The organism is Herbaspirillum sp. YR522, from assembly GCF_000282575.1.
GTDB lineage: Bacteria > Pseudomonadota > Gammaproteobacteria > Burkholderiales > Burkholderiaceae_D > Herbaspirillum.
Genome location: NZ_AKJA01000132.1, coordinates 123,238 through 136,219, shown reverse-complemented (window position 1 = coordinate 136,219; position 12,982 = coordinate 123,238). Strand labels below are relative to the sequence as shown.

The following is a 12,982-nucleotide window of genomic DNA, read 5'->3' as shown; positions in this document are numbered from 1 at the left end:
TCGCGGCACCTGCGCCCTTGACTTGACTGCTGCCGTTATTTGCGGCGGCCACCACCGCGCACCAGCGCATACGCCACCCCGATCAGCGCCAGCTTGGTCGCCATCGGCGCACGCGAACTGGCCCATGTGTAAGGTGAAATCGGAATCACGGCCGACTCCCCGCCCCGCTCCTGCACCGCGCCATTGGGCTTGGGTGCATGCAGCGCGTCGCCTTCATCGGTGCGCGGCCGATCGCTGCGCTGCTGGGCGAACATGCATTTGCGCAGATAGATGTCGACCAGCTCCGGCGTGCACTTGTTGGCCGACGAAACCAGCTTGGAGGCGGCGCCGACGTAGATGTCGCGTCGCACGCACTGGGCCGCCACCAGGATCGCCTCGGCGGCGATGGTTGGCGAGTAAACCGGCGCCGGCAGCTTGGGCTCGACCTCCATGTAGTTCTTGGCGTTGCGGGCAAACTGGGTATCCATGGCGGCCGGCTTGATCAGGGTCAGGGATACCGGTGCCTGCTGCTCGGCCAGCTCCACCCGCAGCGAGTCGGTGAAACCCTTGATGGCATGCTTGGATGCCGAATAGGCGCCCTGTAGCGGCACCGCGACATCGGACAGCTCGCTGCCCAGGTTGATCAGCGCACCGCCATTGACCTTCAGGTGCGGCAAGGCCGCCAGGCAACCGTTGACCACGCCCCAGTAGTTGGTCTCGAAGAGACGTCGATGATCTTCCAGCGACACCTCTTCATTGCGTCCGAAGATCGACACGCCGGCATTGTTGACCCAGGTATCGATTGCGCCGAATTGCTGGACTGCCTTGGACGCGGCTGCCTGCAGTGCATTGAAGTCGGCCACGTCGGCGGTGACGGTGAGCACCTTGCGCCCGCTGGGGTCGAGGTCGGTCGCCACCCGCGCCAACGCGTCGGCGTCGCGCGCGATCAGGACCACATTGGCGCGGCGCGCCGCCGCCAGGCGTGCGGTGGCCAGCCCTACGCCACTGGTGGCACCGGTGATGACGATGGTCTGGTCGGCGATATTCTTGAGCTTGATCTGCATGCTTGTTCCTTGCGAGGTGGACGGGGTGACAAGCACCGATCATAGGAAGTGGCAACGGTCTGCGGTATCGGACATCGTCTCATCTTCGGGGTGTCGATCACGACAGCGCCGTGTCGAGCCCCATCATCAGCACGAAGCCACCGATGAGGCAGCAGGTGGTCGGCAGCGCGAAATGCCGGCGGTGCGGGTCGGGAATCACTTCATGGGCCAGCACGAACAGCATGGCGCCGGCGGCGCCCCCCAACGCCCACGGCAACAATGCCGTCGATACCGACACCAGCGCCGCGCCCGCCACGGCGGCCAACGGCTCGACCAGCCCGGACAGGATGCCGCAGGCGACCGCATCGGTCTTCGAATAACCGATGCTCAGCAATGCAGTGGCCACGATCATGCCTTCGGGGATGTCCTGCAAGGCGATGCCGAAGGTCAGCACCGACGCCTGCTCGGGTGCCACGCCGCCGAAGGCCACGCCGATGGCCAGGCCTTCGGGCAGGTTGTGCAACCCCACCGTCAGCACGAAGAGCCAGACACGGCGCAGTGCGGCCTGCTCGCGCGATTTTTGATCGTCGCCCGCATGGCCGATGCTCTGCAGCAGCAACACCAATGCAGCCCCGCCGATGACGCTGGCACCGATGATGATGCTGGCCATCTGCTGGGTGGCGCCGCCGTTGCGGGCCGCTTCCAGGCCCGGCACGATGAGCGAGAACACCGAGGCCGCCAGCATCACGCCGGCGCCGAAACCCATGCAGCAATCGGCAGCGCGCGTGGAGAAGCGCTTGGAAAAACACAACGGCAAGGTCCCCAGCGCGGTAGCGCCGGCAGCCGCCAGACCGCCCGACAGGGCGTTCCAGACACGGGTGTCGGACGCGCTCCACCATCCCAGCAGTGCAAAGCCCAGCAGCAGGAGCACGGCCACGATTGGCCAGTTGACCTGTATATCCTGCTGCGGCGGGGCCAGCGCGTCGACCTTGCTGTGCATGACGACCCTTCGATGTAAATGATGCAGTCTAGCGCCGAGGGATGGGCGCCCCTATCGGACGAACTCTGAATCGTCCATCTCGACAGTCCGACATGCCTGTTGGCGCATCATCACCAGCGGTTTAGGTGGATCGCCGATGTCGCGCTTGCGCGTTGCCGCCTAGAATTGCATCCTCCTAATCCTGCACGCGTGCTTTGAACGGGACCGCCATGACCAAGACTGCCGCCCCCAAGGATGCGCTCAAACGCTACAAGGAAAAGCGCAACTTCGACATCACCCCCGAGCCTTCTGCCGAAGGACAACGCTCCACCGGCCATCTGCGCTTCGTGATCCAGAAGCACTGGGCGACCCGCCTGCATTACGATTTCCGGCTGGAGCTCGACGGTGCCATGAAGAGCTGGGCCGTGCCCAAGGGCCCGAGCTTCGATCCCGCCGATAAGCGCATGGCGATGCATGTGGAGGACCACCCGATCTCGTATAACGACTTCGAAGGCGAGATACCGGCCAAGCAGTACGGAGCGGGCAAGGTCATCATCTGGGACAAGGGCGTCTGGATGCCACTGGGCCCGGACCCGGCCGGCGACTACCGGCGCGGACGCATGAAGTTCGAACTGCACGGTCACAAGTTGCGCGGCGCGTGGGCACTGGTACGCATGCGCGGCAAGGACGACAAACGCGACCCGTGGCTGCTGATCAAGGAAAAGGACAACCACGCCCAGCCGGCGGAGGCCTTCAGCGTGGTCGACGAGCACCCCGATAGCGTGGCGGCACTGCCGCCGCCCGAGGTGAGCCAGGCCCCTGCGGGAGCGGCGCCGGTGCAGTCCGACCTGCCGCCCACCCTGGCCCCGCAACTGGCCACGCTGGTGGAGCGCCCCCCCAGCGACCATGCCGGTTGGGCCTACGAATTGAAGTATGACGGCTACCGCATGCTGGCACGTATCGAGGGCAAGACGATCAAGCTCTTCACCCGCAACGGCAACGACTGGACCGCCCAGCTGCAGGCGTTGGCGCAGACCCTCAAGCAGATGAAGCTGCCCGATGGCTGGTACGACGGCGAGGTGATCGCGCCCTCGCCCGAAGGCCTGCCCGATTTCCAGCTGCTGCAGCAGGCCTTCGACGGTCGCGATACCTCGCACCTGGTCTACTACCTGTTCGACCTGCCCTACTGCGGCGGCTACGACCTGCGCCAGCGGCCCTTAGCCGAACGGCGTCAGCTGCTGGCTTCGTTACTGGAGAACGCCCCACCTAGCGTGCGCTTCAGCGACAGCTTCGACGTCGACGCCACCGACATCCTTGCCTCGGCCTGCCAGATGGGACTGGAAGGCATGATCGGAAAGCGGCAGGACTCGACCTATTCGAGCCGCCGCAGCCAGGACTGGATCAAGCTCAAGTGCGCGCAGCGGCAGGAGTTCGTCATCGTCGGCTACACCGAGCCGGCCGGTGCACGCCAAGGCTTCGGCTCGCTGCTGCTGGCCGTGCACGACGCCAAGGGCAAGCTGAAATACGCGGGCAACGTCGGCACCGGCTTCGACGACCAGCGGCTGCGGCAACTGTTGCGCAAGATGCGGGCGCTGCATGCCACCAGCCCGACGGTGCAGGGCTCGGGCATCGCCGCGCGCAAGGTGCACTGGATCCGTCCCGAGCTGGTGGCCGAGGTGTCGTTTGCCAACTGGACGCGCGACGGCCACATCCGCCATTCGGTATTTCGCGGCTTGCGCACCGACAAGCCGGCCAGCGTGATTGCGCGCGAAGAGCCGGTGACGCTGGGTGCGCACGACGCGGAAGAAACCGCGCCGGCCGCGGGCTCGCCGCTGGCAGGATTGCGCATCACGCATCCCGAGCGCGTCATCGACGACGCCAGCGGCGCGACCAAGATCCAGGTCTTGCGCTACTACGCCCTGGTGGCGCCGCTGATCATGCCGCACCTCAAGGACCGGCCGGTGTCGCTGGTGCGCGCCCCATCCGGGGTAGCCGGAGAACTGTTCTTCCAGAAGCACCTGGAACGCGCCAAGCTGGTGGGGGTCAACAGCATGGCCCACAGCTTCGACCCCGACCATCCGCCCTACATGATCGTGGCGCAACCGGTGGGGCTGCTCAATGCGGCGCAGATGAATGTGCTCGAATTCCATACCTGGAACACCACCCGCGCCTCGGCCATCAAGCCGGACCGCTTCATCCTCGACCTCGATCCCGGCCAGGGCGTGCACTGGGACGAGATCAAGCAGGCCACGCTGCTGGTGCGCAGCTTCATCGAGGAACTGGGCCTGCAATGCCTGCTCAAGACTAGTGGCGGCAAGGGCCTGCACCTGGTGGTGCCGATCCGGCGCCAGTACTCGTTCGAGGTGGTCAAGGCGTTTTCGCAGGCCATCGTGCAGCACATGGCCAGCGTGCTGCCGCAGCGCTTCAGCGCCAAGAGCGGCGGGCGCAACCGGGTCGGCAAGATCTTCGTCGACTACCTGCGCAATGGCTTCGGCGCCACCACCGCCTGCGCCTGGTCGCTACGGGCGCGCCCCGGCCTGGGCATATCGACGCCGGTAGCCTGGGATGAACTCGACCGGCTGCATTCGGCCGCCCAGTGGCACCTCGGCAATATCCATGAGCGGCTCGACGTGGGCAATAAGCCCTGGGACGACTGCGGCTTCGAGCGCCAGTCGCTGGGCCCGGCCATGCGCGCGCTGGATTTCAAGCCCGCCGCTGGTGCCGAGCGCTGAGTACGCCCGGCGCGCGGTCACGGGATGTCGGCAAATGGGTGATAATGCGCACGTCTGAAGCAAACAGCCAAGGAAGGAAAGCCAAATGAGAATGCTGCACACCATGTTGCGCGTCGGTGACCTCGACAAGTCCATCGATTTCTATATCAACGTGCTGGGCATGAAACTGTTGCGTCGCAGTGATTACCCGGATGGAAAGTTCACCCTGGCTTTCGTCGGGTACGGCGACGAAAGCGATACCACGGTGCTGGAACTGACCCATAACTGGGATACCGGGAGCTACGACCTGGGCAGCGGCTATGGCCACATCGCCATCGAGGTCGAGGACGCCTACGCGGCCTGCGACGCCGTCAAGCAAAAGGGGGGCACGGTCACGCGCGAGGCCGGCCCGATGAAGCACGGCAAGACCGTGATTGCCTTCGTCACCGATCCGGATGGCTACAAGATCGAATTCATCCAGAAGAAAGAGCAGTACAACGCCGCGGACTAGCGTCGCGCCGGCGCCCTGCAAGGTCGACCGGCAAAGCAAAAAAGGCTGGTTCCTGATGAATTCAGGAACCAGCCTTTTTCAATTGAAGCATCGGCAGCAGGCGCCCATGCTCGACGTCGCAGGTTCATCGGCAACTGCAGTGGCCCCGGGCCACGCCGATCAACGACGACGGAAGTTGGTGCGCGGACCGCCTGGAGTGCGGTTTTCGATATGACGGAAAGTGATGCGTCCCTTGTTCAGATCGTAAGGGGACAGCTCGAGTGTCACCTTGTCGCCGGCGAGGATACGGATGAAGTTCTTCTTCATGCGGCCTGCGGTGTATGCGATCAGGGAATGGCCATTTTCCAACTTGACCCGGAAGCGCGAGTCGGGCAAGACTTCTTCTACTTGGCCTTGCATTTCGATCAGTTCTTCTTTTGCCATTGAATCTCCTGGGCAGATGTACGGAATACAAGGCCACCAAGGCCCTGCTGGATACGCTAATAATTACGTTATGTCGAAGCTGGCAGATTTTAACCAGAATCGATGCTCGCCGGGCTGAATCGCCAACCGCCGGACATGAAGCATCGAAAACGGACCAATCAAGGTGGCATTCTTCACGCGATGCGATCAGAAGCACGGCTTGACCTCATGGCAGACCGGATGAAAGATATCGGGCGAGGATCAGACAGCGTTGCCGACAGGCAAGACAGGTGAGAATAGCCAAAGACTTTCAACTTACTTGGCAAGCAGGGTGCTGATTATACAGGACAAGGCCTCTTCGAGCCAGCTTTTGTGATGAAAGCAAGGCTTTCGTCGCGATGGCGCAACCTTTTTGTCGGCGTCGACCATAAAAAAAACGAGACTTTCCTCGGATCAACCATCAATCCAGGCAAATTTGGTCGCAGGCGATCACGCCAGCCAGCACGATGGCGGCGGTTTTGGTATCGTCGCTGCCACACCCTACCAGGACCACGATGAGCAACCCCGCCGATATTCCTTCCCGCGCCGCCAGCCTCAAGGCCGCGACCCATGCCGCCCACCAGCGCCTCGATGGCGGCATCATGAAATTCAACCCCTTTGCCTCGCGGCAGCACTACGGCGCGTTCGTGCTGATGCAATACGCGTTTCACCGCGATGTCGCCGCGCTGTTCGACGATCCCACGCTGAACCAGCTGTTTCCCGGACTAGCCGCGCGAGCCCGGCTGCGGCAGGTCGAGCGCGACCTGGCCGACCTTGGCCTGGCGCTGCCGATGTTGGCGGCGCCGCCGGCACTGGCCGGCGGCGCCGCGCTGGACCTGCCCACCGCCCTGGGCTGGCTGTATGTCGAAGAAGGGTCGAACCTGGGTGCGGCCTTCCTGTTCAAGGCCGCCGCTGGCCTGGGCCTGGGCGCCGAGCATGGCGCCCGGCACCTGGCGCCGCACGAGGACGGTCGCGCGACCAGTTGGCGCGCCTTCGTCGGCCAGCTCGACAGCGTGGTGCTGGCGCCGTCCGACGAGGCGCGGGTGGTCGCCGGCGCCATCGCCGCCTTCGAGCAGGTGACCGGCTACATGGACATGTTCTGCCACGACGCCAGTCTCGCCCAGCCTGCCTGATGACCTACAGCAGCATGGCCGCCGTTCCTATAGGCTAGAAGCCGTCCAGGCCCGATACTGTCGAGCCTGAAGCAATCCGTGCCGACGGCACGGGTCGTCACTTCTAACCAATCCGCCTGGCACGCCAGGCGAGACGGAGACCTCGCGTGCATCACCGGTTCCTGCTGCTCTTGCGCATCCTGTCGTGGACCCTGGCCGCCCTGCTGGCGCTGGCCGCCGCATTGGCGCTGTTCGTGGCGACCTATAACTGGAACCATGCCAAGCCATGGCTGACGCAACGCTTCTCCGATTTGCTCAAGCGCGAGATCCGCATCGACGGCGATGCCCAGCTGGGATGGGCCCGCGGCCCTGCCAGCGAACCGGCGTCGATCCGCTTCATTCCCCGGCTACGCCTGGTCGCATACGATGTCACCATCGGCAATCCATCCTGGGCCACGGCGGCCGACCATCTGGCCCGCGCGGCGGCGGTCGACGTGACATTCGACATCCTGCCGCTGCTGCGCCAGCGCTGGAACATCACCGACCTGCAGCTGAAACGACCGGTCATTGTCATGGAACGCGACGCCGAGCGGCGCAAGAACTGGCGCTTTACCGACCGCCGCGAGCCGCGCTGGAGCGTCGATATACGGCGCCTGGCGTTCGACCATGCCGATATCCGCTATGTCGACCGCCCGCTCGATCTCGACCTGCGCTTCGACACCACCCCGCTACCGGGCAATGGCGGCGTCAACCTCAAGGATGAGGTCAAGGGGCTGGAGGTGCAGTTCGGCATCAGCGGCAAGTTTCGCGACGCCACCGTTGCCGGCACCGGCCAGGGCGGCGCCCTGATCGACCTGCTCAACGATGACGGACAGTTTCCGCTACGGGCCGAAGGCGAGGTCGGCCAGGCCCATGTCGTGCTGTCGGGCGTCATGCCCAGTCCGCGCCGCCTGACCTATTTCGAATTGAAGCTGGCCCTGTCGGGCAACAGCCTGGCCGACCTCTATCCCGCCACCCATGTCCCCCTGCCGGCGACCGCGCCATTCAAGGTCAGCGGCCAATTGAGTGGCGAGCGCGCCGACCTGACGGCCACGCAGTGGGATTGGCATTACCGTAAATTCGCCGGCATCATCGGCCAGAGCGACATCAACGGCGAGGCGCAATACCTGCAACGCGATCCACGCCCGGTGTTGCGGGCCACGGTACGGTCCGAAAAACTGGTGCCGGGCGACCTGATGCCACCACGCGACAAGACGCAGAAGAAGGATGCCGCAGCGGGCGGGCGCAGCCTGTCGGCGCGCCAGTTCGATCCCGAAAAATGGGGTGCCATGGACGCCGAGGTAAGCATCACGGCGCAACACGTCGAGCAGCCACCCAATATCGCGTTGCAGGACCTGCATCTCGAGCTGCGCCTGAAAGACCGGCTGCTGACCGTCGATCCGCTGCGCTTCGCCACGGCCGGGGGCAAGGTGGCGGGCCAGGTGACGATGGACGCCCGCCAACGGCAGATGCGCGCCCAGGCGGAAATCGATGGTCGAGCGCTGCACCTGCGCCAGCTGCTGCCGTCGCTGGCATCGATGCAGGGCAGCTTCGGACAGCTCGATGCCCATGCCCGCCTGGCCGGCAGCGGCAACTCGATCGCCAACCTGCTGGCCTCGGCCGAGGGCAGCGTCAAGGCCCGCGTGAGCGAGGGCGCCATCAGCAAGTTCATCCTGGAAGCGGCCGGCCTCAACGTGGCCGATGCGGTGTTCGCCAAGCTGTATCGTGACCGCCAGGTGCATCTCAATTGCGCCGTTGCCGACCTCGAGGTCAAGGCGGGCCAGGCGCTTTTCAAGCAGTTCGTGGTCGATACCGACGACGCAGTGATCGACGTGACCGGCCAGATCGACCTCGGCCGCGAACGGCTGGACCTGGATATCCGCCCGCAATCGCGCGAACTGCGCGTGTTCACCCTGCGCACGCCCCTGTATGCCAGGGGGCCATTGAACAAACCCGAGATCGGCCCCTACAAGGGCCCGCTGCTGGCGCGTGCCGGTGCGGCGGCGGCACTGGCGCTGGTGGCGCCGGTGGCCGCGGCGCTACCGCTGATCAGCATGGGCAAGGAACTGCCCAACGTGTGCGCCCAGCGGCACTGATCGCACAGGAGATGTCCATGAAAAAGGCGGGCGCTCCCGTGGGAGTCGCCCGCCTTTGCCCAACTACCACTGTCAACGCGACCAACCGGATTGACTGCGATCAACGTCCGTAATAATAAGGACGGTCCTCGTAGCGGTAGCTGCGCACCTCGGTGCGCTCCACATAGTGCACCGGACGGGGTGGCGGCGCGTAATAACGCGGCTGCTCATAGTAGACCGGCTGTGGCGCCTGGTAATACACCTGCTGCGGAGGCGCCTGGTAGTAGGCCTGGGGCGCGGGCGCCGAATTGGCGTTGGCGATCATCGATCCGACCGCCACCGCCCCGATGATGCCGGCGGCAATAGCCAGGCCGTTGCCGCCGCCTCCGTGGTCGCGCGCCATCGCGGGCGTGCTCACCACGGCAGCCGAAGCCAGAAGAGTGGTTGCGATCAATACCGATGCGATTTTTTTGCTGGCCATGATTGGCTCCTGTTTCGAAAAGTCCGCTAGCTTGCGGCACGGTTCAAATATAGGCCAGCAGATCTCGAAATACGTCGAATAAATAACTTGGTTACAGTTCTTACGAATGGCGGCCCGATTGTGACTTTCTGCAACCGGTGACCGGCCTCAGGACTGGCGCGCCTGCAACTGGTTGGCCAGTGCCACGTATTGTTCCATCGGTATCGTCTCGGGGCGCAGTTGCGGGTCGATGCCAGCCTGCGCCAACTGTTCTTCCGAGAACAATCCTGCCAGGCAATTGCGGATCACTTTGCGCCGCTGCGAAAACGCCTTGGTCACCACCTGCTCCAGCAGGCCCTGCTCGCACACCAGCGGCTGGTCCAATGGAATCATGCGCACGATGGCCGAGTCGACCTTGGGCGGCGGATCGAATGCGGTGGGCGGCACGACGAACAGCAGGTCCATCCGGTAGCGCCATTGCAGCATGACCGACAGGCGGCCATAGGTCTTGCTGCCAGGCTCGGCAACCATCCTTTCGACCACTTCCTTTTGCAGCATGAAATGCTGGTCGGCGACCTGCGGCGCGATGCTGGCCAGGTGGAACAGCAACGGGCTGGAGATGTTGTAGGGCAAATTGCCCACCACCCGCAGCTTGCGCCCGGCCGGCACCTCAATGCTGCCAAAGTCGAACTTGAGCGCATCGGCCGAATGGATCGTCAGGCGCGCCGGGTCGAAACGCTTCTGCAGGCGCACCACCAGGTCGCGATCGAGTTCGACCACGTGCAGGTGACGCACCTGCTCCAGGATCAGCGCCGTCATCGCGGCCAGTCCGGGGCCGATCTCGACCATCGTGTCGTCGGCTTCGGGCGCGATGGCGCTGATGATGTCGTGCAACACCAGGTCGTCGGTCAGGAAGTTCTGGCCAAAGCGCTTGCGGGGAATGTGTTTCATGTCTTGCTCGCTACTGAATGGGATGGGTTCTGGCGCCGCGCCATGTCGACCGCTGCCCGGATGGCCACCAGCATGCTGCCGTGGTCGGCGTGCCCCAGGCCGCGTGCGGCCAGGTCGAGCGCGGTGCCATGGTCGACCGAGGTGCGGATCAACGGCAGGCCCAGGGTGATATTGATGCCATGCCCGAAGCTGGCGAACTTGAGCACCGGCAAGCCCTGGTCGTGGTACATCGCCAGCACGCAATCGGCATCCTCGAGGTACTTGGGCTGGAACAGGGTGTCGGCCGGATAGGGGCCGCGGGCGTCGATGCCACGCTGCTGGGCCGCCACCAGCGCGGGGCCGATGACGTCGATTTCCTCGCGCCCGAGGTAGCCGTTTTCGCCAGCATGCGGGTTCAGGCCGGTGACCAGGATGCGTGGGCGCTCGATGCCGAACTTGCTGCGCAGGTCGGCGTCGATGATGTCGATCGTGCGCGCCAGGCCGGCCTCGGTGATGGCCGCAGGTACGTCCTTCAACGCCAGGTGGGTGGTCGCCAGCGCGACCCGCAGATGCGGTGCGTCGCCGCCGGCGAGCATCATCACCACCTGCGGCGTGGCGGTGACCTCGGCCAGGTATTCGGTATGGCCGGTGAAGGCAATGCCGGCGTCGTTGATGGTGCTCTTTTGCAGCGGCGCGGTCACCATGGCCACGAAGCCGCCCTGCTCCCGCCGCGTGCCTTCGACCGCCAGGTCCAGCGTCTGCAGCACGGCGCGCCCGTTGCGGGAATCGAGCCGCCCGGGCCGCACCGGTTCGGCCACCGGGCAGTCGATGACGCTCAGGCAGTCCACCGGGAAGGCCGGCAGTCCGCTGTTGCGCCAGGCCTGTATCGACAAGGCAGCCACGCGCATGGCCGGATCGATGTCGGCGGCGGTCTGCGCCAGCAGTGCGGCGTCGCCCAGCAGCACGCAACGCGCCTCATGGCGCAGCGCCCAGGCCGCGCGCAACGATATCTCGGGACCGATACCTGCCGGTTCGCCGCAGGTCAGCGCGATGATGGGTCGGTTCATGGCATGCACGATGTGAGGTGATAAAAAAGCAAGAGCCGGCACGACGGCCGGCTTCTCGCTGGATGGGCGCCGGCTTCGCCGCCGGCGACGGCATCACTCGTCGTTACGATACTCGACGTAGGCGCGATCGCGAATCTGGCGCAGCCAATCTTCGTTGGCCTCTTCGATCTTGCGTTCACGAATGGCCTGGCGGGCCGCCGCGCGGGTGCGCTCGCGCGATGCATCGTCGGTCTTGCGCTCGACCACCTGGATCAGGTGGAAGCCGAACGGCGACTCGACCGGCTGGCTGACTTCACCGGGCTTGAGCTGATCCATTGCGCGCTCGAATTCGGGTACCGTGTCGCCAGGGTACACCCAACCCAGGTCGCCGCCCTTGGCCGCCGACAAGTCATTGGAATACAGCTTGGCCAGTTCTTCGAAGTTGCCACCGTTGTCCAGGCGCTCCTTGAGTTCGGTCAGCTTGCGGCGGGCCTCGGCCGCCGTCACCACCTGTGTGACCTTGATCAGGATATGACGCGCATGCGTCTGCTGCACCGCCGGCGCGCTGGCCTGGGTGTTGTCGGCGGAACGCCGGCCCACCAGCTTGAGGATGTGAAAACCGTTGCCGCTCTTGACGATGGGGCTGACCTGGCCATCCTGCAGGCTGGCCGTGGCATCGATGAACAGCTGTGGTAGCCGGTCGGCCGCACGCCAACCCAGGTCGCCGCCGGTCAGCGCATCGGCGCCGTCGGAGTAGGCCGCTGCCGTCTTGGCGAAATCGGCGCCGGTGCGCAGCTGGCGCAGCACGTCCTCGGCACGCTCGCGACGCTGGGCCAGTTGTTCGGGCGATGCGTTCTCGGGCACCCGGATCAGGATCTGGGCCAGGTTCAGTTCCTGGTGCGCGGCACCGGCATTGGATTCGGCGGCGAGGTAGTTGTCGACTTCCGATTCGGTCACCGTGACCTTGTTGTCGACCTCGCGCTCGCGCAGGCGCTGGCTGAGGATTTCACGGCGAATCTCTTCGCGGAAGGCGGAATAGACGATGCCTTCCTTTTCCAGCTGCACCCGCAGTGCGGCCATGGAAATCTTGTTCTGCTCGGCGATACGCTGCATGGCGCGGTCGAGCATGGCGTCGTCCACGGCGATGCCGCTTTCCTTGGCCATCTGGGTCTGGGCGCGCTCGACGATCATGCGCTCGACCAATTGCCGCACCAACTGGTTGCGGGGCGGCACCGGCACGTTCTGGGCGGCCATGCGCTGTTCGATGGTGCGCAGGCGGTCGGCCACTTCCTGGCGCGTGATCACTTCGTTGTTGACTACCACGATGATGGAGTCGACTGCCTGGGGTTCGAGACGTGCACTGGTGGTCGGTGCAGGCGCCGGTGCTGCTGGCGCTGCCGGCGCCACGCGCGGGCCGGGCGCACGCACGGGTGCCTGCGCGGGCGCCGGGCGGGTCGGACTGGCTCCCTGGGAGCGGGTAGGCGCCGGAGTCGACGACGGTGTGGGCACGGGTTCGGGCACCGTGGTCTCGGACGGGGCGGTCGGGATGATCGTGGCGGCAAATTGCGCATGTGCGCTGCCGATCACGCCCAGCATGCACAGCAGCGCGGTCGCTGTTTTGGTTTTGGCAAGGAGTGGTGTTTGCATATTGCGCAT

At 65.0% G+C, this 12,982-nt stretch carries 11 protein-coding genes; 4 read left to right on the top strand and 7 right to left on the bottom strand.

The genetic code is table 11. The features are described from left to right. Positions 1–35 precede the first annotated feature (35 nt). Both PMI40_RS18845 and PMI40_RS18840 read right to left on the bottom strand, forming a co-directional pair. Positions 36–1,043: an SDR family oxidoreductase gene (locus tag PMI40_RS18845; protein ID WP_008118624.1), complete on the bottom strand. Its 1,008-nt coding sequence runs from the start codon at positions 1,041–1,043 to the stop codon at positions 36–38. A gap of 97 nt (positions 1,044–1,140) precedes the next feature. Further along, on the bottom strand, positions 1,141–2,022 hold the full coding sequence (locus tag PMI40_RS18840; protein WP_008118623.1) for a ZIP family metal transporter: 882 nt from the start codon (positions 2,020–2,022) through the stop codon (positions 1,141–1,143). Positions 2,023–2,231: 209 nt separating this feature from the next. Here PMI40_RS18840 and ligD point away from each other — a divergent pair, with 209 nt between their 5' ends. Then, on the top strand, positions 2,232–4,733 hold the full coding sequence (ligD, locus tag PMI40_RS18835; RefSeq protein WP_008118622.1) for a DNA ligase D: 2,502 nt from the start codon (positions 2,232–2,234) through the stop codon (positions 4,731–4,733). Positions 4,734–4,818: 85 nt separating this feature from the next. Then, positions 4,819–5,223: a lactoylglutathione lyase gene (gene gloA / locus PMI40_RS18830; RefSeq protein ID WP_008118621.1), complete on the top strand. Its 405-nt coding sequence runs from the start codon at positions 4,819–4,821 to the stop codon at positions 5,221–5,223. A 159-nt stretch (positions 5,224–5,382) separates the two neighbouring features. Here gloA and infA read toward each other — a convergent pair whose 3' ends face one another. Beyond that, positions 5,383–5,646, bottom strand: coding sequence for a translation initiation factor IF-1 (infA, locus tag PMI40_RS18825; protein WP_008118619.1), 264 nt, complete (start codon positions 5,644–5,646; stop codon positions 5,383–5,385). Between the two features lie 533 nt (positions 5,647–6,179). Here infA and PMI40_RS18820 point away from each other — a divergent pair. Further along, the gene (locus PMI40_RS18820; RefSeq protein ID WP_008118617.1) at positions 6,180–6,797 is read left to right on the top strand and encodes a biliverdin-producing heme oxygenase; all 618 of its coding nucleotides are present in this window, start codon (positions 6,180–6,182) and stop codon (positions 6,795–6,797) included. Positions 6,798–6,943: 146 nt separating this feature from the next. Beyond that, entirely contained in the window at positions 6,944–8,911 is a 1,968-nt protein-coding gene (locus PMI40_RS18815; RefSeq protein ID WP_008118615.1) for an AsmA family protein, read from the top strand. Positions 8,912–9,011: 100 nt separating this feature from the next. Here the strand turns inward: PMI40_RS18815 and PMI40_RS18810 are convergent, their stop codons facing one another. The 4 genes from PMI40_RS18810 to PMI40_RS18795 all read right to left on the bottom strand — a co-directional run bounded on the left by PMI40_RS18810 (position 9,012) and on the right by PMI40_RS18795 (position 12,982). Next, positions 9,012–9,371 carry a hypothetical protein gene (locus PMI40_RS18810; RefSeq protein WP_008118613.1) on the bottom strand — a complete coding sequence of 120 codons (360 nt, stop codon included), beginning with the start codon at positions 9,369–9,371 and terminating at the stop codon, positions 9,012–9,014. Positions 9,372–9,518: 147 nt separating this feature from the next. Continuing rightward, complete coding sequence (gene rsmA / locus PMI40_RS18805) at positions 9,519–10,301, bottom strand: 16S rRNA (adenine(1518)-N(6)/adenine(1519)-N(6))-dimethyltransferase RsmA (protein WP_008118610.1); 783 nt, start codon at positions 10,299–10,301, stop codon at positions 9,519–9,521. Next, positions 10,298–11,347, bottom strand: coding sequence for a 4-hydroxythreonine-4-phosphate dehydrogenase PdxA (pdxA, locus tag PMI40_RS18800; protein ID WP_008118608.1), 1,050 nt, complete (start codon positions 11,345–11,347; stop codon positions 10,298–10,300). Before pdxA ends, rsmA begins: the two co-directional genes overlap by 4 nt. 93 nt (positions 11,348–11,440) lie before the next feature. After that, positions 11,441–12,982 (bottom strand): peptidylprolyl isomerase, encoded by a 1,542-nt coding sequence (locus tag PMI40_RS18795; RefSeq protein ID WP_008118606.1) that lies wholly within the window; start codon positions 12,980–12,982, stop codon positions 11,441–11,443.